The following is a 22,144-nucleotide window of genomic DNA, read 5'->3' on the forward strand; positions in this document are numbered from 1 at the left end:
CCGTGTCCCTGATCTTTGTCCCTGGTTCCGCCCCCCTTAAGAGCGAACGCGGCGAAGGGCAAGGCACGGCGGAACGTGGCGCACGAAAGCTGGGATAAAGGATCGATTAACCAAAGCGGGCTATGCAGGCCGAGATGTGATCGCGCACCATTCAGGGACACCTTATTCTATGTCGTCTGCCGCAAACAGCTGGATCATCCAGGCCGACAACCTGGCCGAACTGGACCCCACCATCGGGCCTGAAGCGCTGGAAATATATGGGTTGATCGAAGATTCCCTCGATATCGTCGCGCAGACATTCTTCAATACCTATGCGGCCGAAGCGAAGTTGACCGAACATCTGTCGCCAGAAGCACTGCGTAAGATCGAGGTCAGCACGCGTCACTATGTGCGGGAAAAGCTGTTGCGCTTCGATGCCGGGGAATGGGGTAACATCGCGACCGCTTGCGCCCGCCACGCGAGCAAGCATGACTTGCCCGTGGCCGCGGTGCTGGCTTCGATCGCGCGCGGCGATGAAAAGATCGCGGAACTTGTCTGCGACCGCATCTGGGACGACAGGCCGCGCTGCCAAAGGCTGCTGCGGACGGTCAACCGCATGTCCATGATGAGCATCGGCATGATGAGCAACGCCATGGCGCAGGACATCGCCGATGCCCGGCGCACCGAGCGGATGCACTTTGGCGCCCTGTTCGAACAGCGAATCGTCGCCGAAATCGACAGCGCGTCGCATCTGGGCGAATCGCTACGCGAACAGGCCAAGGACGCATCCGCCGCCACGCGCGGCATGTTGGGAAAGGCATCCGAGGTCGCCGCCGCCGCCGAGCAGTCGGCGCTCGCCATGCGGGACGCAGCGCAGACCTCCGCCGGACTGATCCGCGCCATCGACGATGCCCGCGCCGAAGTGGAAAGCGCCGCGGATGTGGCGCAGCGGGCCGCCCAGCAGTCGAGCGACGCCGTCACCATGTCCGCAACCCTTTCCGAACATGCCAAGTCGATCGAATCGATCCTGGGCCTGATCCGCGACATTGCGGGGCAAACCAATCTGCTTGCGCTCAACGCCACAATAGAGGCGGCGCGCGCGGGTGACGCAGGGCGCGGATTCGCCGTCGTCGCGCAGGAAGTGAAGAGCCTCGCCAACCAGACCGCCCGGGCGACCGATGAAATCGCAGGCAAGATCGCCGACATTCAGACATCGACCAGCCAGTCCGTCCAGACCAACGAACGCATCCGCGACACGGTGGGCGAGGTGCAGACCAGCGCCCAGCGCATCCGTCACGCCATGGACTTGCAAGCCCAGACCGTGACCATGATAACGGCAGCCGTGGACGAGACCGCCCTTGCCGCCGATTCGATGTCGAGCACCATTTCGGCAATCCGGCAGGACACCGAAGTGGTCGCATCGGAAATCGACCAGCTTGAACGCGGCTTCATGACGGTGGAAGGCAAGTTGTCGGGCCTGCGGGTCGCATCGTCGGACTTCAGCCGGCAGGTCGCTTAAGGAGCGGAGACGGCTGGTTGAATGAGGATTATAGGTGGATTGGAGACTATCCGCCTCCTTCCCTGTTCATCCTGGATAGGGGCCGAGCGAAATCGAAGAGGCTGGCGCATCCCTCATGTCCTTCGATACGTCCCCTCGACAAGCTCAGTGGCTGCTCAGGACGAACGGATGTGGGTTATGTCCATAAATGGCCGAAACCCGCCACATGAAACATAAGTCTGCGGACTCCATACGCCCAATACTTCCCCTCCCCTTATCCGTGCAGTAAGGCGGCGGCATGAACGATACCGCCGATCTCGTCCAAAGCTGGAAAGTCACGCTCCCCTGCACCCGCGCCGAGGCCGAGGCGCTGGAAAGCGACATTGCCGCCTTCTCGATGATGGATCGGCCGCCGGTGCTGATGACCAGCGAGGCGGAGCCGGACAATGACGATAGCTGGCGACTGGAAGCCTATTTCGAGGGCAAGCCCAGCGCCGCCGCGGTGAAGTTGTTGCGGACGCTGGTGCCAAGCGCTACGCGCATCAGGCCCGCGATCGAGCAACTGCCCAACGAAGATTGGGTGACGCTGAGCCAGCAGGGGCTGGAACCTGTCACTGCCGGGCGCTTTCATGTCCGCAACCTGCCCGGCGATCCCGAACTGCCCGGCCATGTCAACTTCTTGATCGGAGCCAGCCGCGCTTTCGGCACGGGCCAGCATGAGACGACCTCGGGCTGTCTGATGATGCTGGACCGAATGCACCGCATAGGGATGCGGTTCCGCAACGTCGCCGATATCGGCACGGGCACAGGACTGCTCGCCTTCGCGGCGCTGCGCCTGTGGCCGCGCGCCCAGGCGACGGCTTCGGATATCGATCCGGTCGCAGTGGAGGTCAGCGCGGACAATGCGCGGGCCAATGGCGTGCGGCTGGGCGCGGTTGCCGGTCAGGTCATCCTGTGCATGGCGGCGGGCGCGGACCATCCCGTCATCACAGGGCGCGCGCCCTATGACCTCCTGATCGCCAACATCCTCGCGGGGCCGCTGATCGAACTGGCGCCATCGCTCTGCGCGCTGGTCGAAGAAGGTGGAACGATCGTGCTGGCGGGACTATTGAAGGAACAGGCCGACGCGGTGCTGGCGGCCTATCGGGCGCAGGGAATGCGGCTTGCCGAACGGAGCGACCGGGGCGACTGGCCGACGCTGCGGCTTCGCAAACGGCCGCGGATCGGTTGGAAGCGCCCGCGCCGCATCAACAGCGCGGAACGAGGCGAGGCTTGGGGGTTTGGGAGTATCTGACCATGACAATTCAACGCCAGACCATTGTGCATGAAGGACCGGGCGGCCTATTCGAAAGCATGGCCGTGTTCGATGACGCCACGACCGGGAGCGTGCCGGGCGTGCTGCTGTTCCCCAATGTGATGGGAACGAAGGAAGCGGATTTCGTCTATGCAGAAGAGGTCGCGGCATTGGGCTATGCCGTGCTGGTCGCGGATATCTTTGGGCAGGGCAATCGCACGACGCGGGCGGACGAGGATTTCGGGCGCTATATGAATGTCGTGAACAATGATCGCGCCCTGCTGCGCGATCGGATTAACGCGGCGCATGATGTGCTTAAGGGGCGTGATGAGGTGGACGCTGCCCGGACGGCGGCGCTGGGCTTCTGCTTTGGCGGGAAATGCGTGCTGGATCTGGCGCGCAGCGGGGCCGACATTGCGGGCGGGGTGAGCTTTCACGGCGTCTATGACGCGCCATCCTTTCCCAATGCAGTCATCCGGGCGAAGCTGTTGATCTGTCACGGCTGGGACGATCCCATCGCGCCGCCTGAGGCAACCGTTGCGCTGGCAACGGAATTGACCGAGGCGGGATGCGACTGGCAGATCCATGCTTATGGCCAGACCGGCCACGCCTTTACAGACAAGTCGGTGCACATGCCCGACAAAGGCATGGCCTATAGCCCGCATGCAGACCACCGCAGCTTCCGGGCGATGAAGGATTTCCTGAGCGATCTGTTCGATTGAACGATTGGCAAACGACCGGTGACGGCCGTCACTTCATCGTCAACCTGAACTCGTTTAGCATGACGGCGTGCGATAAATCCCTAACGCACCCACGGACAAACTCAAATCTCGTCGATCATCTCGGCCAGCACGGCAAGGCAATCCTTGCCCAACTGCATCGAGCGGGCGGGTGACCAGCCATAGTCCGCGTCGGGCAGGTCATCATTGTCCTTGAACGGCATTTCCAGCGTCATCGCCACCGCGCCGAAGCGTTCGGCAAGCTGGTTGGTGGACATGGACAGGTTCGCCTTCCCTTCCCCTGCGATGGGATAGCCGCGTTTCGTCTGGAAGTCGGGCGTGCGCACGGCCAGCGTGTCGCGATAGCGATGGAACAGACCCAACTGCCGGTCCGTGATCGACGGTATGCCTTCAAAGCCCGCAAGGAAAACGGCGGGAATGGCCTCGTCGCCATGCACGTCCATCGCGAAGTCGACGCCGCTTTCCTCCATCGCCGCGCGGACGAGGAAAACCTCGGGACTGCGCTCCATCAAAGGTTCGTGCCATTCGCGGTTGAGGTTCACGCCCGCCGCGTTGGTACGCAAATGCCCGCGCCGACTGCCGTCCGGGTTCATGTTGGGGACGATGTGGAAGGTCGCTTTCTGGCGGAGCAGGCGGGCCACGGCGTCCTCCTCATCCGTCAGGCGTTCCAGCGCGCCTTCCATCCACCATTCGGCCATGCTTTCGCCGGGATGCTGGCGGGCATAGAGCCACACCTGCTTTGGGCCGTCCCCCAACGTCAAAAGATCGAGCGGTTGACCGTCGAGCGTCACTCCAAGCTCGCGATGGACGACACCCGGCTGGCAGGCCGCCCAGGCGATCAGATCATGATGACGCTCCATCGAATAGGGCGCGAAATAGGCGACCCAGACCGCGTTGCTATCCGGCGAGAGACGGATGGTGAGCGTGCCGTTCGCATAATCGGTATCGGCGAGCAGCCAATTTTCCCGATCCTCGCTGTAGCGCGCCTTATAGCCCTTCCAGCCATCGGGATAGGCCGATGACCCGCAATTGGTGATGGCCAGTTCCACGTCCCGTCCGGCGACGCCCGCCACGCGGAAGTGGAACCATTGATAGAAATCACTCTGATTGTCGCGGACAATCTCCAGCGTGGCGCGGACAGCCGCCGGCATGTCGTTGACAGAAAGAAGGCGAATATTGCCGCTGTCGAAAGCGCTCGAAATAGAGATGGTCATTTGACGGTTATAGTGCGGCCTGACTCGCCCGGATAGCCCTGGATCAACGCTGTCGCGAGCTTTCCGGCGGCAAGGCCGGGCTGCGCGGCGGGGCTGCCTTCGCGCGCTTCCGTCACGGCGCGGCCTTCCCAGACGGTGGTCGAATCGGAGCGGCGGCGGATCTGCACCTGGAGTTCGGTGGACACGATGTCCTTGGGCTTGCCCGACAGGTTGATGCCGATGCCTACGCCAAGGCCCGAATAGCCGCCGCTACCAACGCCGCCGCCTACGCCGACGCTGACGGGCTTGCCGCTGCGGTCATAGCCGGTAGGCCGAAAGCCCCGCCGAAAGGCGACCAGCGCGACATAATCGCTCTTCGCGCCTTCGGCGGCGGGGGTGAAGCCGACCTTCTGCAATTCCTGCTGCACCGCATTGGAATAGGTGCGATATTCCAGGCTGACATCTGGATTTCCGGGCATTTCCTCCACCGCAACGGTGCCGCTGTGCGCCGGATCGCCGACATGGAAACGCGTCACCTCCACCGGCGGCACAGCCGTCGCGCAGGCAGCCAGTGACAGGGCGAGACAGCAGGGAAGAACGATCTTTTTCAGCATGGATGCACTCCCAACAAAATATATGCCCTGACACGTTGCCACGCGGCGGATTCCTTCCCGGGCCGGGCCGGTTCCAGATGAACCCGGATCGGCTTCTTCTTTTTACTGTCATTTCCGAGTCGGCGGATGATTTCATCTGCCTGATAAATCACTCTAACGCATCAGCCACGGCTTTGCTGCATGCAGGATGAATGGCGGGAAAAGAGGGCTGCTCACCCTTGACTTTCGCCCTTCCCGCCCATAGGGGCAGCGCTTCGATTTTCCGATCATAAAGATTCATCAAAGGCTGGCTTCCATGAAGATCCGCAATTCGCTCAAGTCGCTCAAGGACCGTCACCGGGACAACCGCGTGATCCGTCGTCGCGGCCGCACCTATGTCATCAACAAGACCAACCGCCGCTTCAAGGCTCGCCAGGGCTAAACAAGGCATCGCGCGGAAAAGTGGGCACCGGTTGTCCGTTTTAACGATGCAATGACTGAAGCCGTGGCGGAGGTCGCCGCCGTCATCTTCGACGTCGGCAATGTCCTCTATCACTGGAATCCCAGGATTCTTTACGAGCGCCTGATCCCCGACGATCAGGCGCTTGACGCATTTCTGCGCGACGTGGTGACAGCGGAATGGCATTTCCAGCATGATGCGGGCCGCTCCTTCGCGGAAACCAGCGCGGAACTGATCGCGCGGCATCCCGGCCATGCGGACCTGATCCGCCTGTGGGGTGAACGCTTCATCGATAGCGTGACACCGATGGTTGATGGCATGGCGCAGATCGTTGCGGACCTGCATGAAGGCGGCATCCCGCTGTTCGCCATCACCAATTTCAGCGCAGAGTTCTGGCAGGCTTTCCATGCGCGGGAGGCGGCCTTCTTCTTACCCTTTCGCGACATTGTGGTTTCAGGTGTCGAAAAGATGGTGAAGCCCGACCCCGCCATTTTCCGGCTGGCGCTGGAGCGATTCGGTGCAGTGGCGGGCAAAACCCTTTTCATCGACGACCGTGAGGAGAATGTGGCGGGCGCGCGAGCCTTGGGAATGCACGGCCATCTGTTTCGCGATGCACTAACACTGCGGAAAGAACTGGCCGCGCTGGGACTCCTTCCCTCTATTCCCGTCCTTTGAGTTCATCGCCGCGAATAGTGGCGACGTGCAGCACATTGGTCGACCCGGGCGTGCCAAAGGGGACGCCAGCCAGCACGACGATCTTCCCGCCCTTTTCCACCATGCCATGACGCAGCGCCATGCGGCGGGCTTTGCCGATCATCTCCTCGAAATTGCCGACGTCCTTTGTCCGCACGGCATGAACGCCCCATGTGAGGCCCAGCTTCCGCGCCGTGTCGAGTCGCGGCGTCAGCGCGAGTATCGACACGAGCGGCCGCTCGCGAGCCACCCGCCGCACCGTGCTGCCCGATGTGGTGTAGCAAGTGATCGCGCTCGCTCCGACAACGGAAACTATGCCGCCCGCGCCTTCCGCCAGCGCATCGGCGGTGGTGGCGTCGGGCTGCGTCTCGGTGAAATGCAACCGCGCGAAATAGCCGGGATCGCGTTCCACGCTGTGCGCGATACTGTCCATCATCGCGACGGCTTCCTGAGGCCAGTCGCCCGCCGCAGTTTCCGCCGAAAGCATGATCGCGTCCGCCCCGTCATAGACGGCGGTGGCGACGTCCGACACTTCCGCGCGGGTAGGCGTGGGCGCCTTTATCATCGATTCGAGCATCTGTGTCGCCACCACGACCGGGCGGCCCATGCGGCGGGCGGTGGCGACGATCTGCTTTTGCAGTGGCGGCACAGCCTGCGGCGGCAACTCCACGCCCAGATCGCCACGCGCTACCATCACGCCATCGGACAGTTCCAAGATTTCCTCCAGGCGCTGCACGGCGGAGGGCTTTTCGATCTTCGCCATCAGCGCGCCATGACCGCCCATCAGCCGCCGCGCTTCGGCCAGATCTTCCGGCCGCTGAACGAAGCTGAGCGCGATCCAGTCCAGCCCCTGTTCGATCGCGAAAGCCAGATCGCGGCGGTCCTTGTCGGTGAGCGCGGGCACCGGCACGACCACGTCCGGCACATTGACGCCCTTGCGGTTGGACAGCGCGCCACCGACCTCCACCACCGTTTCGATGCGATCGTCCGAGACTGCCTTGACGCGCAGCACCAGCTTGCCGTCATCCAGCAGCAGCCGGGTTTCGGGCACCAGCGCGGCATAAATTTCCGGATGGGGCAAGTTCGCCCGCTTGGCGTCGCCCGGCTTTTCATCGCGGTCGAGAATGAAGCACGCGCCGGTTTTGAGTACCGCTAATCCGCGCGCGAAGGTGCCGACGCGTAGCTTCGGTCCCTGAAGGTCGCCCAATATGGTGGTAGGCCGTCCATATTCCTTTTCGAGCGCGCGGATGGCGGCGATGCGGGCGGCGTGATCCTCATGATTGCCATGGCTCATATTGATGCGGAACGCGTCCGCTCCGGCGACGAACAGCGCGCGGATCATCTCCGGCGTGTCGCTGGCCGGGCCAAGGGTCGCGAGAATGCGGACCTTGCGCGAGCGGGGCGGCAATCTTGTCATTATCTTCTCCTGGGCATAGGGTCGCCCCTGGCTTGCCTGGGCGCGGTTATCGGTTATCCATGCTGCACGACAGGATTGTGTAGATCAGCGAAAGGCTTCGCCGTGAGCGACACCATACTCAACGACGCCGTTGCCGCAACCGCCTTCCGGCGGCTGGTGGCCCATCTTCAACATCGCACTGACGTCCAGAATATCGACCTGATGGGCGCGGCGGGTTTCTGCCGCAACTGCCTCGCCGACTGGATCGCGGAGGCGGATGGCAACCTGACCCGCGATCAGGCGCGGGAAATCATCCATGGAATGCCGTTTACCCAATGGAAGGACCGCTATCAGGCGGAAGCGACGCCCGAGCAGATCGAGAAGATGAAGGAGAGTGTGGCGAAGAACGCCGACAGCCATTAGGAGCGTGCGTCAACCGATTCACACTCACACGGAGATTCCCATGAGCGATGGCAATGTCGCCGCCGAACAGCTACGCCTCTTCATCGAACGCATCGAACGGCTGGAAGAGGAAAAGAAGGGCATCGGGGACGACATCAAGGACGTCTATCTGGAAGCCAAGGCCAATGGTTATGACGTGAAGACGATGCGGGCGATCGTCCGGCTCCGCAAGATGGAGCGCAACGCGCGCATGGAAGCCGAAGCGCTGCTGGAAACATACAAGAACGCTCTGGGAATCGAATAACGCCCGCGAAACAGGAGAGCGCCCATGACCGAGATCATCGTCAGCACCACCAATCGTCTGGAAGGGCGGCCGGCGAAGGAATATCTCGGCATCGTCACCGGAGAGGTGATCGTGGGCGCCAACCTGTTCCGCGACCTGTTCGCCAGCGTTCGCGACATCGTGGGCGGGCGTTCGGGCGCTTATGAGGACGTGCTGCAACGCGCCCGGGAACAGGCGATCGGCGAAATGCGGATGCGCGCGGCAACGCTGGGCGCCAATGCCGTTGTGGGCGTTGACCTCGACTATGAAGTGCTGGGGTCGAACGGGTCGATGCTGATGGTGTCGGCTTCCGGCACCGCCATACTCGTCTAAGTTGCGCGGACGCGTCCTGAACGCTAGAGAGCGCGCTCCTTAGCACCAACAGTTTCAGGAGCGGGCTGTGGCTGGCCATTCCAAATTCAAGAACATCATGCATCGCAAGGGCGCGCAGGACAAGAAGCGCTCGTCGATGTTCTCCAAGCTGTCCCGCGAAATCACCGTCGCGGCCAAGATGGGCATGCCCGACCCGGACATGAACCCGCGCCTGCGCCTGGCGGTCAACGCGGCCAAGGCGCAATCCATGCCCAAGGACAATATCCAGCGCGCCATCGACAAGGCTCTGGGTGGCGACATGGAAAATTATGAGGAAATCCGCTATGAGGGCTATGGCCCCGGCGGCGTGGCGATCATTGTCGAGGCACTGACCGACAACCGCAACCGCACCGCGACCAACGTCCGCACGGCATTTTCCAAGAATGGCGGCAATCTGGGCGCTTCGGGCGCGGTGAGCCATGGCTTCGACCGCATGGGCCTCATCACCTATCCGGCGACCGCGGGCGATGCCGACGCGATCTTCGAGGCGGCACTGGAAGCGGGTGCGGAGGATGTGTCCTCCAACGAGGACGAGCATGAAGTGTGGACCGCGATGGACGCGCTGCATGAGGTCGCCAAGGCGCTGGAAGCCTCCCTCGGCCCGGCGGAAAGCGCCAAGCTGGCATGGAAGCCGCAAACCACGGTGGAAGTGGACGAAAGCAGCGCGGCGACTCTGCTCAAGCTGGTGGACACGCTGGAAGATGACGACGACGTCCAGACCGTGTGGGGCAATTATGAAGTGCCCGACGCGGTGATGGAGAAGCTGGGTTAAGGCCGGGAAACTTTTCCTCTTTGACAGGGGCCATGCTCTGGCGTGGCCTTCCTCATGCGGAGTGCTGTCCGCTCGCTGGTGGAGGGCAAAATGAGCGCACGGCAGGAGCCGAAAACGGTAAAGCTGGATGTGGGAATCTGGTTCAATGAAGCCAGCGGGCACATCCATGTCGCGGCGAGGGGCGCGTTCATATCCACCGTGAGCAACGACCCACGCTCGAAACGATATCACCCCAATCTCTATGGGAAGCTGGCCGCCTGCCTTCGCGATGCGGGCGCATCCCATCCGTCCGTTGAGGGGGAGGAACAGCCGGCATGATCCTGCTCGGCCTGGACCCCGGCCTCGGCACGACGGGTTGGGGGCTGATCGTTGCGGACGGCAACCGCCTCGCCCATGTCGCCAATGGCCAGATCAAGACGGACGCGGAACTGCCGCTGCCGACGCGGCTGATGGCGCTCGATATGGCGTTGACTGACCTCATCCTTGAACATCGCCCGGATGGCGCGGCGGTCGAAGAGGTGTTCGTCAACGTCAACCCGCAATCGACGCTGAAGCTGGGGCAGGCGCGCGGCGTGATCCTGCTGGCGGCCGCGCGATCGGGCATGGTCGTGGGCGAATATGCCGCGCGGCTGGTGAAGAAATCCGTGGTCGGCGTGGGCAATGCGTCCAAGGATCAGGTGCACGCCATGGTCGCGCGCTTGCTGCCCGGTGCGAAGATCGCGGGCGCGGACGCCGCCGACGCACTCGCCGTAGCGATCACCCACGCCCATCACCTTGCGAGCGCGCGGCGGATACCGACGCGCTAGGACCAAGGGGGTATCCCGCCCTACCCTGCCCTATTGCCAGTCGAAGGTCAGCGGCCCTTCGCGGAAGGCGAAACGGTCGAGATGAGCGACCACCACCTGCTTGAACTGTTCTACATCCGCATCTCCCTTCGGCTCGATCGTGACCGTCAGTGCTTCAGGCGCGGCAGTCATGCGGACCGCTCCCATCGGGAGCGCGATCCGGCCCTGCTGCGCGTCGAAATCGGTCTCGAACTTGTGACCCCAATGCTTGCACAGCTGTTGCAGATAACGGCTGGCATGGCCGGTCGGCACATGAGCGGTGAGCGTCATTCTCAGAGCCTTTCGATCTTGTGGGCTGCCTCATCGATCAGGGCCGCCGCGTCGAACATGGTCTGGGTATCGGCCCCTTCCTTTTCAAGGCGGCCCCGGACTGCCATGGCCAGATTGTGCATGGCCCGGCGGACGGGCGCGCCGTCGCTGCGCTCAGCCTTCTTCGCCAGATGGGCGAGCCGTTCCAGGATGGCCTTCACCTCAGCCTGATTTTCGGCCAGACGCGCCGTTCCGGTATCGGTGACGGCGAACAGCTTGCGGCTGCCTTCGCCGGGCTGTTCGGCGATCAGGCCCATATCGGCCAGCAAAGTGAGCGTCGGATAGACCACGCCCGGACTGGGCGCATAGACCTGCCCCGACAAGCTTTCGATCTCGCGGATCAGGTCGTAGCCATGACGCGGAGCGGCGGCGATCAGGTGCAGCAGGATAAGTTGCAACATGTCGTTGGTGAAGAGGCGCCTCCGCCCGCCGCCACGCCCGCCTCGGCTGTCTCCGCCGAAGGGATCGTCACCAAAGGAGCGGGAACGGCCGCCGCCGCCAAAAGCCCGGCCGAAGCCGTCGGGGCCGGCAAACCGGTCTCGCCCGTCATGGTGAGAAGAGCGGCCTCCATGACCGCGATGGGAAATATGGAAATGCATCTTAATCTCTTTGCTATTTCGTAATGCATCCAGATATATCTTAAAAATCGCGCCATGCAAGATTTAAGATATATCTTTTATGTTTAAGATGCGGACGGAAGAGCCAGGTACCGACCCCTTCGGTTCCAACGACCACAAAAAACGGCGCGAACCAATATGTCCGCGCCGTTCCTTGAAATCCCGATACCGCCCGGTGACGGGTGCAATCAATCCGGCTTCTTCGCCACACTGACCAGCGCGGGACGCAGCAAGCGGTCCTTGATGGTGTAGCCTGCCTGCATTTCCACCAGCACGGTGCCCGGCTCCGCATCGGCGGAGGGCACTTCCATCATCGCCTGATGCTTGTTGGGGTCGAGCGGCTGGCCGATCGATTCCACTTTCAAGATGCCGTTGCGGCCGAACACGCTTTCCAGTTCACGGCCCGTAGCTTCCAGACCCGCTACCAGTCCCTTGAACTTTTCATCTTCCCGCAGCTCAGCGGGGATGGCCTGAAGCGCGCGGGCCAGATTATCAGCCACTGACAACATGTCGCGGGCAAAGGATGTGGAAGCATAAGCCCGCGCGTCCGCCAGCTCCTTTTCCAGCCGACGACGCACATTCTGCGTTTCGGCATGGGCGTAAAGCACGTCCTGCTTCGCTGCCGCCAATTCATTTTCAAGGGCGGTCAGGCGGTCCTCCGCCCCGTCGCCTGCGGGCGCCACATCCTCGGGAAGCTGATCCACGACTTCGGTATTTTCGATATTCTCTTTGTCTTCACTCATCTCATCAATCTCGACAATGTCTGGGCGGTAAAGTCCACCATGGGGATCACCCGCGCATAGTTCAAGCGCGTGGGGCCAATCACGCCGACCACGCCGACGACCCGGCCATCGCCGCCCCGGTAAGGGGCGGCTATGACCGAAGAACCGGACAGGGAAAAGAGCTTGTTTTCCGAACCGATGAAGATTTTGGTGGCATTGCCCGCCAGCGCGCTTTGCAGCAGGCCGAATATCTCCTGCTTGCCCTCCAACTGCTCCAGCAATTGCCGCACCCGTTCCAGATCGGCCGCCGTGCCATCGTCCAGCAGATGTGACTGGCCACGGACGATCAGCACGGGGCGGTCGTCGGCATCCTGCGACCAGATGGCGATGCCGCGCTCGATCAACTCACGCGCCGCGCCTTGGAGCGCGTTGCGTTCGCTCTCCAACTCCTGCCGGAGGAGGTCCCCCGCCTGATTGAGGGTCAGGCCGGTGAAGCGTGCGGACATGAAATTGGCCGCCTCCGCCAGCAAGGAAGGCGTGATGCCTTCGGGCAGGTCGAGCACGCGGTTCTCGACGGAGCCGTCCTGCCCCACCAGCACGGCCAGCGCCTGACGGTCATTGAGTGGCACGAAACCGAACTGGCGCAGTACCGGCTCGCGCTTGGGAACCATGACGATGCCCGCGCAGGCGGACAGGCCCGACAAGGTCGCCGTCGCGGCGGACAGCGCTTCTTCGATCGGGCCGTTTTCCGTCAGTCCCGCCTCGATAGCGCGCCGTTCCTCCTGTGAAGGCTCCGCAGCCTGCATCATGCCGTCCACGAAGAGGCGCAGGCCCGTTTCGGTGGGCATCCGCCCGGCGGAGGTATGGGGTGCGGCCAGCAGTCCCAGTTCCTCCAGATCCTGCATCACGTTGCGGATGGAAGCAGGCGACAAGCTGAGCGAGGCGATGCGGCTGATCGTGCGCGACCCGACAGGAAGGCCCGTGCCCAGATAGCTTTCCACCACCAGACGGAACACGTCGCGCGCGCGCTCATTTAATTCCGAGATCGGGGTGACCGCCATGGGCACCTATCTAGGCAAGACGGGCGCGCCGCTCAAGTGTCGGCTTTGCGGTGCTGGGTGGGCTTCAGCATCGCTTCCAGGCCCAGCATCCGGGGCACGGAGGCAATCATGGCCCGCAGGCGGCCATAGCGCGCGTCCATGCAGCCGGATTGATATTCCAGACGCGTGGGCGCATCCTCCCCCCGGGTCCATTCGATGACATAGCCGGGCATATCGGTGGCGAAGCGCTCGCAATTTTCTCCATGGGTGATTCGCTTGGTGGTGCCGGATGCGGGGCGATAGGCGTCAAGGGCGCTCAGAAACCGCCGATATTGCGCGGGGGTGACGGTAAAGCGCGTAGGGCCGGGAACGGCGGTGAAGCGTTCGGGCTCGATCAGGCCCGATCCATCAGGCGTTACGCGCAGGGTATAGCTGGGACAGGTGCCGAAACAGGGGCCTGCGGAAAAGCGAATCGTGTCCCCGGCCCGCACCGGCGTTTCCAGTTCCGCCTGATCCATGGCACACCCGGTCAGCGCCGCCACCGCCGTCAAACCCATCATTATCCGCATAGCCCACTTCCTTTTCCCGCTCTTTATTCCCTATCGGCACTGGCATGACGCCGCAACGGACGCTAAGCCCCACCCCCTGAACGCTTCGGAGAAGAAATATATGCGTCCTTCCGGCCGCGCGCCCGACCAGATGCGCGAAATCACCATGGAACCCGGCTTCACCATCCATGCCGAGGGGAGCTGCCTTATCAGTTTTGGCGACACGCGCGTGCTGTGCACCGCCTCGGTGGAGGAAAAGGTGCCGCCTTTCTTGCGCGGCAAGGGTTCGGGCTGGGTTACGGCTGAATATGGCATGTTGCCCCGCGCCACCCATACGCGCGGCAGCCGGGAAGCGGCCAAGGGCAAGCAGTCGGGCCGCACACAGGAAATCCAGCGGCTCATCGGCCGCTCCCTGCGGGCGGTGGTCGATCTGGAAAAGCTGGGCGAGCGGCAGATCGTGGTCGATTGCGACGTGATCCAGGCCGATGGCGGCACCCGCACGGCGGCCATTTCCGGAAGCTGGGTGGCGCTGCGAATCGCCATCGACAAGCTGATCGCATCGGGCGCTCTGAAGGAAGACCCTATCGTACAGAAAGTCGCGGCGATCAGTTGCGGCATCTACAAGGGCACGCCTGTGCTCGACCTCGATTATGCCGAGGACAGCAATGCCGAAGCGGACGCCAACCTGATTTTGACCGGCGACGGCAAATTCGCCGAAGTGCAGGCGACCGCCGAAGGCGCGACCTATGACGAGGAAGAATTGCTGCGGCTGCTGCGGCTGGCGCGGATCGGCTGCGCGAAGATCTTCGCGGCGCAGGACAAGGCGACAGGGCGTTAAAAACTTTCTTCCCGGCATCCGTTCGCTTCGCGCCCTTCGACTGCCAGCCCTGGCAGGCGTTCAGGATAAGCTGAAGTCGACAAGCGAACGGTGATATAGGAACAGGCATGAGCGACGATTTCGGACAGGAACAGGCCATCCGCAAGCTGGGACCCGGCAAGCTGGTGATCGCCAGCCACAATGCGGGCAAGGTGCGGGAAATCGGCGATCTGCTGGCGCCCTATGGCATTGAAACGGTATCGGCGGGTGCACTGGACCTGCCCGAACCGGACGAAACGGGCACGACCTTCATCGCCAATGCGGAACTCAAGGCGTTGCAGGCCGCGGATCTGTCCGGCCTGCCCGCGCTGGCCGATGACAGCGGCCTGTGCGTGGACGCACTGAACGGCGATCCGGGCATTTTTTCGGCGCGCTGGGCGGGACCGGACAAGGATTTTCGGCTCGCCATGCAGAATGTGTGGGACGCGGTCGAGGCCAAAGGCCCCGATGCTGGCCACGACGCGCATTTCGTCTGTGCGCTGGCGCTGGCATGGCCTGACGGGCATGTCGAAGTGTTCGAAGGGCGGGTCGACGGCACGCTGATCTGGCCGCCTCGCGGGCACAAGGGCTTTGGCTATGACCCGATGTTCAAGCCGCTTGGCCATGAAATCAGTTTCGGCGAGATGGAGCCGGAAAAGAAACATGCGATGAGCCATCGGGCGGATGCCTTCGCGAAGATGGTGGCGGCAGTCTTCTGAGGAATATGGGGATCGTGCTCCTGCCTTCGTGGGAGCACCGCGCGCCAAAATTGGAGGGACGCAACACCCCAAATCCCCACTCATTCAGCACCCTTCCAGCCGCAAGCGCTGGCCGCGCATGGCAAAGCGGTCTAGGAATGCTCACCCATGTCGTCCTCCCCCCTCATTCCCGCATCGGTCTCGGCCGATCCTATCGCCTTATATGTGCATTGGCCGTTTTGCGTTTCCAAATGCCCCTATTGCGACTTCAACAGCCATGTGCGGGATCAGGTGGATGCCGACTCATGGCGAGACGCGTTGCTGACGGACTTACGGCATGAAGCGGATCTGACTGGCGGACGGCCCTTATCCTCCATCTTCTTCGGCGGCGGCACGCCTTCGCTGATGCCGCCCGCAATCGTGGCCGCGTTGATCGAGGCAGCGACGGTCTATTGGCAACCCGTTTCCGATCTGGAAATCACGCTGGAGGCCAATCCCAGTTCGGTGGAGGCGGCGCGCTTTGCCGATCTGGCGGCGGCGGGGGTCAATCGCGTATCGCTGGGGTTGCAGGCGCTGGAGGATGAAGCATTGCATTTCCTGGGCCGCGCGCATGACGTGCGGGAGGGGCTGACAGCGCTGGATGTCGCGCAATCCGTTTTCGCGCGGGTGAATTTCGACCTCATCTACGCGCGGCCGGGGCAAAGCGAAAGCGACTGGCAGTCGGAACTGGCGCGCGGCCTTTCCTTCGGGACCGATCACCTCTCGCTCTATCAACTCACGATCGAGCCGGGAACGCGCTTCGCGACGCTGGTGGCGCAAGGCAAGCTGGTGCCTGCCGATGGCGATCATGCCGCGACGCTCTATGAACAAACGCAGGAAATGACGATGGCTGCGGGCATCCCGGCTTATGAGATCAGCAATCACGCCCGGCCGGGGCAGGAAAGCCGCCACAACCTAACCTATTGGCGTTATGGCGACTATGCCGGGATCGGCCCCGGCGCGCACGGGCGGCGGCTGGGGATGGCGACGCTGCGCCACAAGAAACCGGAGAACTGGATGAACGCAATCCAGCGCAACGGTCACGGATTGCAGGGCGAGGAGGCGCTCGCCTCGCAGGATCGGGCACGCGAGGCTCTGCTGATGGGATTGCGCCTGGGGGAAGGCGTCGATCTGGAACGGATTGCGGCGCTTTCTGGCCTGCCGGTGGCGGATTTGATCGATGCAAAAGCGGTGGAACGGCTTTCCGGTCACGGCCTCGTCGCGAAAGCTGGACAGGCGCTGCGGATCGAACCGGCGGGCATGTTGCTGCTTGATGCGATCCTGCCGGAAATCGTCGCCGTCTGACGATCAATCTCCGGCGCGGTTGTCGATCCGGGCAATTTCCTCATCCAGATCACGCAGTACTTCGGCCCGGATTTCATCCGACATCTTCATGGCGCGCGCAGCCTCCACCCGAGCCTTGATAAGGCCTGCCCGGGCCGCATTGCTGGCCTGCGCTTTGATCGCGGTTTCGCAGATACGGACGCGGATATGACGGCGGCCATCGGCGCCCACGGTTTCCCGATGACTGACGGTCTGATCGCCATCGCAGCCATTGCGAACATCGACATTGGGAATTCTGCGGCGGATGTCTGCCTCGCTCGGGATGGCATAAGCCTCCATCCCCGCATCGGAAACACGGGCGACAGGCGGAACCGGCGGCAAGGGGGGAACCGGCGGCACCATGTCAGCCGTGGGCGCCATTGGCGGGGGCGGCGCGACGGGGGCAAAAGGCACGGCGTGATGGGCCTGCGCTATGGCCGGCGCGGCGGGCGGCGCGTCCACCGCCTCCGGCGCATCGGCCGTTTGCATGGTCGCGGGTTCATCCGCATGGGCAGGCTGAGCGACCAGATCAGAAAGCCGCGTGAAATCGACGGTTTCCACCTGTTCCGTAATAGCTGACATCTGCCGCGCGGCCCGCCCGCCCGACGCCGTCAGGGCCAGTCCAGTGACCGTCGCCAGCCCCACAAGGGCCATGCCCCAGCTGATCCGGCGGAGCGACATTTCATGGTTCGAGAGCATTTTCAGCCTCCCCTTCAAGGCAGCGATACGGGTGAGATGGCAGGCTCCGGCGAATTGACGCCCACCTGCCGCCTTCAGGATGGCGCGGCCATAGGCATGGGCCTGATCCTGACCGTAGAGCGCCAGCACGCGGGCGTCGCACGCCTGCTCCTGATCGGCGCGATAGGCCCGATAGGCGATCCATGCGACCGGATTGCACCAATGGATCGCCAGCAACAGCAGCGCGGCCATGTTCGCGGCCAGATCACCATGGTCGTGATGCGCCCGTTCATGGGCGATCGCCATCGCCTGTTCCTCCGCGTCGAAGCGCAGTTCGAAATCGACCGGCAGCACGATATAAGGGCGCAACACACCAAAGGCGAGCGGACCGCCAGCCTGTGGGCTGGTGATGATCCGAATGCGCCTTTCCTGCTCGATCAGAGTCGCGCCCTCCAGCATATGCTGCCGAAAACGGATATAGCCGACCAACTGCAAGGCCAGGAAAGCGACCACGCCGCACAGCCAGACCGCGATTGCGATTTCCAGCCATGGAGCGCTGGATGGGGCGTTGGCTGGAGACGAAACGGATATAACGGTCATGAACTCGGGAATACCGGACTGATCGACGGCCGTCTGGAGCGGAGACGGCGCCGCGACCTGGCTGGGCAAGGTGGGCAACAGCATCCGCGCCAGCGGCAAAGCCCAGAGCCAATAGGCGACGCCCGCCCCTATCCACCGCGCGACCGGGCGGCGGACCATCATGACCAGCGCCATCAGTAAAGTCGTGGCGATCAGGGTTTCAGCGAGCCAGATGCTCATGATTTCAGCCCCTTCAATATGCCTTCCAGTTCCGCGATGTCATCCGCCGTCAACTGGTCCTGCTGGGCAAGCTGGGCTACGAGCGGCGATATACGGCCGCCGAACAGGCGTTTGACCAGCCGCCCGGATTCGCTCGCGACATAATCCTCCCGCGCGACCATGGGGCGATAGAGAAAGCGGCGCCCGTCCTGATCAGCGGCGATGATGTCCTTCGCCATCAGGCGGGAAAGCAGCGTCTTGACCGTTTGCACGCTCCAGCCGCGATCCGCCGTCACCCGGCCGGCAACGTCGGCGGCGGTGAGTGGCGCCCGCTGCCACAAAGCCTCCATCACCACCAGTTCGGCTTCGCTGATCTTTTCACTGACAGCCATGATGCGTTTCGAGTCCCGAGTCCTCAACTACGTCTGTAATCGCATTGACTACAGACGTAGTCAATAGGCTGGCCAAGGATGGAATACGCCCATCACGTCCGAACCTGTCGATATATTTTACATCCGCTTCCATCGACGCGAAAGCGTTAACCTTTGAAAGGGCGCTTTTCTGCCAGCCTATAGCTCTGGCACGGCGCTTGCTTCCTGTCAGGCGTTCCCGACCGTTTAACTACTCGGGGGACGCAGGCCGGTCTCCGCCGCGTCCCCCACCCGGTCTTTCCTTCCCGGCAATGGCGCACGAAAAAGGCGGCCCGAAGCGCCGGACCGCCTTCCGAAATTCCCGTAAGGTCGCTTCAGCTGGCCAGAGCGACGCCCTGATCCGTCATCAGCTGGTGCAGCTCGCCCGCTTCATACATTTCCATCATGATGTCGCTGCCACCGACAAATTCGCCCTTCACATAAAGCTGGGGGATAGTCGGCCAATCGGAAAAGCTCTTGATGCCTTGCCGGATCGACTGATCTTGCAACACGTCGACACTTTCATAAGCTACGCCGAGATGTTCCAATATGGCGATGGCGCGGCTGGAAAAGCCGCATTGCGGGAAAAGCGGCGTGCCCTTCATGAAGAGCACCACGTCATTGCCATTGACGATCTCGGCAATCCGCTGCTGCGCGACGTCGGTCATCTATTGAGTCCATTCCTGTCTGGCGCCATCATCGTGCAGGCGCGAACATTATTCCTGCCGCTTAGTTGGGAACGGCAGTGGTCAGTTGCAAGGCGTGGAGGACGCCGCCCATCCGGCCGCCCAGCGCGGCATAGACGGCGCGCTGTTGTGCGACGCGTGTCAGGCCGCGAAAACTTTCGGATACCACGCGGGCGGAATAATGATCGCCGTCGCCGGCCAGATCGGTGATCTCCACCTGCGCGTCCGGGATCGCGGCCCGGATCATGTCGGCTATTTCATCGGCGGCCATCGGCATGGCGGCTTCCCCGTTCCTGCAGCTTACTGGGCTTCGATGAACTGGCGGCGAGCGATCACCTGCTGTTCTTCCAACGCGGTACGCACAGACGCTTCATCAATGTCGACGCCCGCCTGCGTCATGTCGCCCAGAAGCTTGCGGATCACATCCTCGTCGCCCGCTTCCTCGAAATCCGCCTGCACAACGGCCTTGGCATAGGCGTCGGTCTCTTCCGGCGTCAGGCCCATTCTGGCGGCCGCCCATTCACCGACGAGGCGGTTGCGGCGCGCCTGAATGCGGAATTGCATTTCCGCGTCATGCGCGAACATATTTTCAAAAGCCCGTTCGCGATCGTCAAAAGTGGTCATGCTATGCCCTGTTCAAAAGCTCGTTGGTCATCTTCGCAGATATGCCGGACCGCGCGCTTAGGCAACGGTCGGAACGAGCCAGGGCTTTTCGGCCGCAAGCCTGTCCTCATAACGGTCGATTTCGCTCCTGTTATCCAGCGTCAGACCGATTTCATCCAGACCACCCAGCAGGCAATGCTTGCGAAAAGGATCGATCTCGAACGCGAAACGATCCTGGAACCGCGTCGTCACCGTCTGATGTTCCAGATCCACATGGATCGGATCGCTCTTCGCGACCTCCATCAGCCGGTCGATCGCTTCCTGCGGCAGAACCACGGTCAGTATGCCGTTCTTGAAGGCGTTGCCCGAAAAAATGTCCGAAAAGCTGGGCGCGATCACGACCTTGATGCCAAGGTCCGCCAACGCCCATGCCGCATGTTCGCGGCTCGACCCGCAGCCGAAATTGTCGCCCGCGATCAGAATCGGGCTGCCCGCATATTCCGGATCGTCGAAGACGTTGCCCGGTTCCTTCCGCAGCACTTCGAACGCGCCCTTGCCAAGCCCGGTGCGGCTGATCGTCTTGAGCCAATGCGCGGGGATGACGATGTCGGTGTCGACATTCTTCATGCCGAACGGATAGGCCCGGCCTTCGACTTCAGTCAGTTTTTCCATCAGCGAACCTGTTTCGTCTCCGTAGCGGGGCCATCTTCGGCACGACCCAACGTCGCCGCCATGGCGGCGCTCGCCAGTGCGCCCAGCGTAAGCAACCAGAATATCTTCTTCATGCGACCGCCCCTTCCTTATTATCCAACAGTTCGCGCACATCGGTCAGGCGGCCCGTTACTGCCGCCGCCGCCGCCATGGCCGGCGAGACGAGATGCGTGCGCGATCCCGGTCCCTGCCGCCCCATGAAATTGCGGTTGCTGGTCGACGCGCAGCGCTCGCCCGCGGGCACCTTGTCCGGGTTCATGCCCAGACAGGCCGAGCAGCCCGGCTCGCGCCATTCGAAGCCCGCTTCCTTGAAGATGCGGTCCAGCCCTTCGGCCTCCGCCTGCAACTTCACCAAGCCGGAGCCAGGAACGACCATCGCCTGCTTGATGCCGCTGGCGACATGACGACCCTTGAGCAGAGCGGCGGCAGCGCGCAGATCCTCGATCCGGCTATTGGTGCAACTGCCGATGAAGATATGCTCGACCGGCACGTCCTGCATCCGCTGCCCCGGCGTCAGCCCCATATAATCGAGCGACTTCTGCGCGGCGGCGCGCTTGGAGGCATCGGCGAAGCTTTCCGGGTCCGGCACCACCCCCGTCACGGCCACCACGTCTTCGGGACTGGTGCCCCAGGTGACATTGGGCACGATGTCGGCGGCGTCGATCACCACCACCTTGTCGAACACTGCGCCTTCGTCAGTCTTGAGCGTCTTCCACCAGGCTAAGGCGGCGTCCCATGCTTCGCCTTTCGGAGCCATCGGGCGGCCCTTCAAATAAGCGAAAGTCTTTTCGTCCGGCGCGAACAGGCCGGATCGCGCGCCGGCCTCGATCGACATGTTGGCAACCGTCAGCCGTCCCTCGATAGACATGTCGCGGAACACCGAGCCACGATATTCCATGACATAGCCGGTGCCGCCCGCCGTACCGATATGCTGGCAGATGGCGAGCGCCACATCTTTGGGCGTGACGCCAAAGCCCAGTTCGCCGTCGATACGGACTTCCATCGTCTTCGATTGTTTGAGCAGCAGCGTCTGCGTGGCAAGCACATGCTCCACCTCGCTGGTGCCGATGCCAAAGGCCAGCGCCCCCAGCGCACCGTGCGAACTGGTGTGGCTGTCACCGCATACCAGCGTGGTGCCCGGCAGCGTGAAACCCTGTTCCGGCCCGACGACATGGACGATGCCTTGCTGCGGATCGGTATCGCCGAACAGGCGCACGCCGAATTCGGGCGCATTGCGCTCCAGCGCGGCCAGTTGCTGCGCGCTTTGCGGGTCCGCGATCGGGATGCGGTTGCCGGCGGCATCTCGACGCGGCGTAGTGGGCAGGTTATGATCCGGCACCGCCAGCGTCAGGTCGGGACGGCGCACTTTGCGCCCGGCAAGGCGTAGCCCCTCGAACGCCTGAGGACTCGTCACCTCGTGCACAAGGTGGCGGTCGATATAGATCAGACAGGTTCCATCGGGACGGCGTTCGATGACGTGGGAGTCCCAGATTTTTTCGTAGAGAGTGCTCGGCTTGACCATGATCACTTCCCCCTAGACCTGTCAG

General features: G+C 62.8%; 29 protein-coding genes. 14 read left to right on the forward strand and 15 right to left on the reverse strand.

What is annotated here, in order from left to right:
- The first annotated feature begins 169 nt into the window (after positions 1 to 169).
- The 3 genes from ATN00_RS18280 (at position 170) to ATN00_RS18290 (ending at position 3,493) form a co-directional block, all read left to right on the forward strand.
- Complete coding sequence (locus tag ATN00_RS18280; RefSeq protein WP_062067398.1) at positions 170 to 1,498, forward strand: methyl-accepting chemotaxis protein; 1,329 nt, start codon at positions 170 to 172, stop codon at positions 1,496 to 1,498.
- A gap of 277 nt (positions 1,499 to 1,775) precedes the next feature.
- Complete coding sequence (locus ATN00_RS18285) at positions 1,776 to 2,771, forward strand: 50S ribosomal protein L11 methyltransferase (RefSeq protein WP_062067401.1); 996 nt, start codon at positions 1,776 to 1,778, stop codon at positions 2,769 to 2,771.
- 2 nt (positions 2,772 to 2,773) lie between these two features.
- Complete coding sequence (locus ATN00_RS18290; protein WP_062067404.1) at positions 2,774 to 3,493, forward strand: dienelactone hydrolase family protein; 720 nt, start codon at positions 2,774 to 2,776, stop codon at positions 3,491 to 3,493.
- A gap of 101 nt (positions 3,494 to 3,594) precedes the next feature.
- Here the strand turns inward: ATN00_RS18290 and ATN00_RS18295 are convergent, their stop codons facing one another.
- Together ATN00_RS18295 and ATN00_RS18300 are read right to left on the reverse strand one after the other, a co-directional pair.
- The gene (locus tag ATN00_RS18295) at positions 3,595 to 4,725 is read right to left on the reverse strand and encodes a M14 family metallopeptidase (RefSeq protein WP_062067407.1); all 1,131 of its coding nucleotides are present in this window, start codon (positions 4,723 to 4,725) and stop codon (positions 3,595 to 3,597) included.
- A complete protein-coding gene (locus tag ATN00_RS18300; protein ID WP_062067409.1) occupies positions 4,722 to 5,318 on the reverse strand; it encodes a DUF4136 domain-containing protein in 597 nt (198 codons plus the stop codon). Before ATN00_RS18300 ends, ATN00_RS18295 begins: the two co-directional genes overlap by 4 nt.
- Before the next feature lie 295 nt (positions 5,319 to 5,613).
- Here ATN00_RS18300 and ykgO point away from each other — a divergent pair, with 295 nt between their 5' ends.
- Entirely contained in the window at positions 5,614 to 5,739 is a 126-nt protein-coding gene (gene ykgO, locus ATN00_RS18305) for a type B 50S ribosomal protein L36 (RefSeq protein ID WP_003046794.1), read from the forward strand.
- A gap of 51 nt (positions 5,740 to 5,790) precedes the next feature.
- Positions 5,791 to 6,432, forward strand: coding sequence for an HAD family hydrolase (locus ATN00_RS18310; RefSeq protein ID WP_062067412.1), 642 nt, complete (start codon positions 5,791 to 5,793; stop codon positions 6,430 to 6,432).
- Here ATN00_RS18310 and pyk read toward each other — a convergent pair.
- Positions 6,416 to 7,867 carry a pyruvate kinase gene (gene pyk, locus ATN00_RS18315; RefSeq protein ID WP_082635250.1) on the reverse strand — a complete coding sequence of 484 codons (1,452 nt, stop codon included), beginning with the start codon at positions 7,865 to 7,867 and terminating at the stop codon, positions 6,416 to 6,418. The two genes, ATN00_RS18310 and pyk, sit on opposite strands and share 17 nt — an antisense overlap.
- 102 nt (positions 7,868 to 7,969) lie before the next feature.
- Between pyk and ATN00_RS18320 the strand changes: the two genes are divergently transcribed.
- The 6 genes from ATN00_RS18320 (at position 7,970) to ruvC (ending at position 10,520) form a co-directional block, all read left to right on the forward strand.
- Positions 7,970 to 8,269, forward strand: coding sequence for a DUF1244 domain-containing protein (locus ATN00_RS18320; protein ID WP_062067415.1), 300 nt, complete (start codon positions 7,970 to 7,972; stop codon positions 8,267 to 8,269).
- Positions 8,270 to 8,309: 40 nt separating this feature from the next.
- The gene (locus ATN00_RS18325; protein ID WP_062067418.1) at positions 8,310 to 8,552 is read left to right on the forward strand and encodes a DUF2312 domain-containing protein; all 243 of its coding nucleotides are present in this window, start codon (positions 8,310 to 8,312) and stop codon (positions 8,550 to 8,552) included.
- A gap of 24 nt (positions 8,553 to 8,576) precedes the next feature.
- Positions 8,577 to 8,903: a heavy metal-binding domain-containing protein gene (locus ATN00_RS18330; protein WP_197413621.1), complete on the forward strand. Its 327-nt coding sequence runs from the start codon at positions 8,577 to 8,579 to the stop codon at positions 8,901 to 8,903.
- 67 nt (positions 8,904 to 8,970) lie between these two features.
- A complete protein-coding gene (locus ATN00_RS18335) occupies positions 8,971 to 9,714 on the forward strand; it encodes a YebC/PmpR family DNA-binding transcriptional regulator (RefSeq protein ID WP_062067420.1) in 744 nt (247 codons plus the stop codon).
- A gap of 90 nt (positions 9,715 to 9,804) precedes the next feature.
- Positions 9,805 to 10,032: a hypothetical protein gene (locus ATN00_RS18340; RefSeq protein ID WP_062067423.1), complete on the forward strand. Its 228-nt coding sequence runs from the start codon at positions 9,805 to 9,807 to the stop codon at positions 10,030 to 10,032.
- On the forward strand, positions 10,029 to 10,520 hold the full coding sequence (ruvC, locus tag ATN00_RS18345) for a crossover junction endodeoxyribonuclease RuvC (protein WP_062067426.1): 492 nt from the start codon (positions 10,029 to 10,031) through the stop codon (positions 10,518 to 10,520). The genes ATN00_RS18340 and ruvC overlap by 4 nt, the downstream gene beginning before the upstream one ends.
- A gap of 30 nt (positions 10,521 to 10,550) precedes the next feature.
- Here the strand turns inward: ruvC and ATN00_RS18350 are convergent, their stop codons facing one another.
- The 5 genes from ATN00_RS18350 to ATN00_RS18370 form a co-directional block, all read right to left on the reverse strand.
- On the reverse strand, positions 10,551 to 10,829 hold the full coding sequence (locus ATN00_RS18350; RefSeq protein WP_062067429.1) for a DUF2218 domain-containing protein: 279 nt from the start codon (positions 10,827 to 10,829) through the stop codon (positions 10,551 to 10,553).
- Positions 10,830 to 10,831: 2 nt separating this feature from the next.
- Positions 10,832 to 11,467, reverse strand: a complete 636-nt coding sequence (locus ATN00_RS18355; protein WP_031292409.1) for a PadR family transcriptional regulator — start codon at positions 11,465 to 11,467, stop codon at positions 10,832 to 10,834.
- A gap of 206 nt (positions 11,468 to 11,673) precedes the next feature.
- Complete coding sequence (gene grpE, locus ATN00_RS18360; protein ID WP_062067432.1) at positions 11,674 to 12,228, reverse strand: nucleotide exchange factor GrpE; 555 nt, start codon at positions 12,226 to 12,228, stop codon at positions 11,674 to 11,676.
- The gene (gene hrcA / locus ATN00_RS18365; protein ID WP_062067435.1) at positions 12,225 to 13,268 is read right to left on the reverse strand and encodes a heat-inducible transcriptional repressor HrcA; all 1,044 of its coding nucleotides are present in this window, start codon (positions 13,266 to 13,268) and stop codon (positions 12,225 to 12,227) included. The genes grpE and hrcA overlap by 4 nt, the downstream gene beginning before the upstream one ends.
- A 32-nt stretch (positions 13,269 to 13,300) precedes the next feature.
- Positions 13,301 to 13,816: a DUF6438 domain-containing protein gene (locus ATN00_RS18370; RefSeq protein ID WP_197413622.1), complete on the reverse strand. Its 516-nt coding sequence runs from the start codon at positions 13,814 to 13,816 to the stop codon at positions 13,301 to 13,303.
- 100 nt (positions 13,817 to 13,916) lie between these two features.
- Between ATN00_RS18370 and rph the strand changes: the two genes are divergently transcribed.
- The 3 genes from rph (at position 13,917) to hemW (ending at position 16,693) form a co-directional block, all read left to right on the forward strand.
- The gene (gene rph, locus ATN00_RS18375; protein WP_062067438.1) at positions 13,917 to 14,633 is read left to right on the forward strand and encodes a ribonuclease PH; all 717 of its coding nucleotides are present in this window, start codon (positions 13,917 to 13,919) and stop codon (positions 14,631 to 14,633) included.
- A 107-nt stretch (positions 14,634 to 14,740) separates the two neighbouring features.
- Positions 14,741 to 15,370: an RdgB/HAM1 family non-canonical purine NTP pyrophosphatase gene (gene rdgB / locus ATN00_RS18380; protein WP_062067441.1), complete on the forward strand. Its 630-nt coding sequence runs from the start codon at positions 14,741 to 14,743 to the stop codon at positions 15,368 to 15,370.
- A 147-nt stretch (positions 15,371 to 15,517) separates the two neighbouring features.
- Positions 15,518 to 16,693 carry a radical SAM family heme chaperone HemW gene (hemW, locus tag ATN00_RS18385; RefSeq protein ID WP_062067444.1) on the forward strand — a complete coding sequence of 392 codons (1,176 nt, stop codon included), beginning with the start codon at positions 15,518 to 15,520 and terminating at the stop codon, positions 16,691 to 16,693.
- Between the two features lie 3 nt (positions 16,694 to 16,696).
- On the opposite strand, the gene ATN00_RS18390 is transcribed toward hemW, so the two are convergent.
- The 7 genes from ATN00_RS18390 to leuC form a co-directional block, all read right to left on the reverse strand.
- The gene (locus tag ATN00_RS18390) at positions 16,697 to 18,208 is read right to left on the reverse strand and encodes a M56 family metallopeptidase (RefSeq protein ID WP_062067447.1); all 1,512 of its coding nucleotides are present in this window, start codon (positions 18,206 to 18,208) and stop codon (positions 16,697 to 16,699) included.
- On the reverse strand, positions 18,205 to 18,579 hold the full coding sequence (locus ATN00_RS18395; RefSeq protein ID WP_062067450.1) for a BlaI/MecI/CopY family transcriptional regulator: 375 nt from the start codon (positions 18,577 to 18,579) through the stop codon (positions 18,205 to 18,207). Before ATN00_RS18395 ends, ATN00_RS18390 begins: the two co-directional genes overlap by 4 nt.
- 353 nt (positions 18,580 to 18,932) lie before the next feature.
- Entirely contained in the window at positions 18,933 to 19,265 is a 333-nt protein-coding gene (gene grxD / locus ATN00_RS18400; RefSeq protein ID WP_062067453.1) for a Grx4 family monothiol glutaredoxin, read from the reverse strand.
- 61 nt (positions 19,266 to 19,326) lie between these two features.
- Positions 19,327 to 19,560, reverse strand: a complete 234-nt coding sequence (locus tag ATN00_RS18405; protein WP_062067455.1) for a BolA family protein — start codon at positions 19,558 to 19,560, stop codon at positions 19,327 to 19,329.
- A 23-nt stretch (positions 19,561 to 19,583) separates the two neighbouring features.
- Positions 19,584 to 19,907: a DUF1476 domain-containing protein gene (locus tag ATN00_RS18410; RefSeq protein ID WP_062067458.1), complete on the reverse strand. Its 324-nt coding sequence runs from the start codon at positions 19,905 to 19,907 to the stop codon at positions 19,584 to 19,586.
- A 57-nt stretch (positions 19,908 to 19,964) separates the two neighbouring features.
- Complete coding sequence (gene leuD, locus ATN00_RS18415; RefSeq protein WP_062067461.1) at positions 19,965 to 20,558, reverse strand: 3-isopropylmalate dehydratase small subunit; 594 nt, start codon at positions 20,556 to 20,558, stop codon at positions 19,965 to 19,967.
- 109 nt (positions 20,559 to 20,667) lie between these two features.
- A complete protein-coding gene (gene leuC, locus ATN00_RS18420; protein ID WP_062067464.1) occupies positions 20,668 to 22,119 on the reverse strand; it encodes a 3-isopropylmalate dehydratase large subunit in 1,452 nt (483 codons plus the stop codon).
- Between the last annotated feature and the right edge of the window lie 25 nt (positions 22,120 to 22,144).

Source organism: Sphingobium baderi, assembly GCF_001456115.1.
GTDB classification, from domain to species: domain Bacteria; phylum Pseudomonadota; class Alphaproteobacteria; order Sphingomonadales; family Sphingomonadaceae; genus Sphingobium; species Sphingobium baderi_A.

Excerpts from the sequence above, each read along its gene's own strand:
- ATN00_RS18280 (WP_062067398.1), top strand. The coding sequence starts at position 170 with ATGTCGTCTGCCGCAAACAGCTGGATCATCCAGGCCGACAACCTGGCC.
- ATN00_RS18285 (WP_062067401.1), top strand. The coding sequence starts at position 1,776 with ATGAACGATACCGCCGATCTCGTCCAAAGCTGGAAAGTCACGCTCCCC.
- ATN00_RS18290 (WP_062067404.1), top strand. The coding sequence starts at position 2,774 with ATGACAATTCAACGCCAGACCATTGTGCATGAAGGACCGGGCGGCCTA.
- ATN00_RS18295 (WP_062067407.1), bottom strand. The coding sequence starts at position 4,725 with ATGACCATCTCTATTTCGAGCGCTTTCGACAGCGGCAATATTCGCCTT.
- ATN00_RS18300 (WP_062067409.1), bottom strand. The coding sequence starts at position 5,318 with ATGCTGAAAAAGATCGTTCTTCCCTGCTGTCTCGCCCTGTCACTGGCT.
- ykgO (WP_003046794.1), top strand. The coding sequence starts at position 5,614 with ATGAAGATCCGCAATTCGCTCAAGTCGCTCAAGGACCGTCACCGGGAC.
- ATN00_RS18310 (WP_062067412.1), top strand. The coding sequence starts at position 5,791 with ATGACTGAAGCCGTGGCGGAGGTCGCCGCCGTCATCTTCGACGTCGGC.
- pyk (WP_082635250.1), bottom strand. The coding sequence starts at position 7,867 with ATGACAAGATTGCCGCCCCGCTCGCGCAAGGTCCGCATTCTCGCGACC.
- ATN00_RS18325 (WP_062067418.1), top strand. The coding sequence starts at position 8,310 with ATGAGCGATGGCAATGTCGCCGCCGAACAGCTACGCCTCTTCATCGAA.
- ATN00_RS18330 (WP_197413621.1), top strand. The coding sequence starts at position 8,577 with ATGACCGAGATCATCGTCAGCACCACCAATCGTCTGGAAGGGCGGCCG.
- ATN00_RS18340 (WP_062067423.1), top strand. The coding sequence starts at position 9,805 with ATGAGCGCACGGCAGGAGCCGAAAACGGTAAAGCTGGATGTGGGAATC.
- ruvC (WP_062067426.1), top strand. The coding sequence starts at position 10,029 with ATGATCCTGCTCGGCCTGGACCCCGGCCTCGGCACGACGGGTTGGGGG.
- ATN00_RS18350 (WP_062067429.1), bottom strand. The coding sequence starts at position 10,829 with ATGACGCTCACCGCTCATGTGCCGACCGGCCATGCCAGCCGTTATCTG.
- ATN00_RS18355 (WP_031292409.1), bottom strand. The coding sequence starts at position 11,467 with ATGCATTTCCATATTTCCCATCGCGGTCATGGAGGCCGCTCTTCTCAC.
- grpE (WP_062067432.1), bottom strand. The coding sequence starts at position 12,228 with ATGAGTGAAGACAAAGAGAATATCGAAAATACCGAAGTCGTGGATCAG.
- hrcA (WP_062067435.1), bottom strand. The coding sequence starts at position 13,268 with ATGGCGGTCACCCCGATCTCGGAATTAAATGAGCGCGCGCGCGACGTG.
- ATN00_RS18370 (WP_197413622.1), bottom strand. The coding sequence starts at position 13,816 with ATGCGGATAATGATGGGTTTGACGGCGGTGGCGGCGCTGACCGGGTGT.
- rph (WP_062067438.1), top strand. The coding sequence starts at position 13,917 with ATGCGTCCTTCCGGCCGCGCGCCCGACCAGATGCGCGAAATCACCATG.
- rdgB (WP_062067441.1), top strand. The coding sequence starts at position 14,741 with ATGAGCGACGATTTCGGACAGGAACAGGCCATCCGCAAGCTGGGACCC.
- hemW (WP_062067444.1), top strand. The coding sequence starts at position 15,518 with ATGTCGTCCTCCCCCCTCATTCCCGCATCGGTCTCGGCCGATCCTATC.
- ATN00_RS18390 (WP_062067447.1), bottom strand. The coding sequence starts at position 18,208 with ATGAGCATCTGGCTCGCTGAAACCCTGATCGCCACGACTTTACTGATG.
- ATN00_RS18395 (WP_062067450.1), bottom strand. The coding sequence starts at position 18,579 with ATGGCTGTCAGTGAAAAGATCAGCGAAGCCGAACTGGTGGTGATGGAG.
- grxD (WP_062067453.1), bottom strand. The coding sequence starts at position 19,265 with ATGACCGACGTCGCGCAGCAGCGGATTGCCGAGATCGTCAATGGCAAT.
- ATN00_RS18405 (WP_062067455.1), bottom strand. The coding sequence starts at position 19,560 with ATGCCGATGGCCGCCGATGAAATAGCCGACATGATCCGGGCCGCGATC.
- ATN00_RS18410 (WP_062067458.1), bottom strand. The coding sequence starts at position 19,907 with ATGACCACTTTTGACGATCGCGAACGGGCTTTTGAAAATATGTTCGCG.
- leuD (WP_062067461.1), bottom strand. The coding sequence starts at position 20,558 with ATGGAAAAACTGACTGAAGTCGAAGGCCGGGCCTATCCGTTCGGCATG.
- leuC (WP_062067464.1), bottom strand. The coding sequence starts at position 22,119 with ATGGTCAAGCCGAGCACTCTCTACGAAAAAATCTGGGACTCCCACGTC.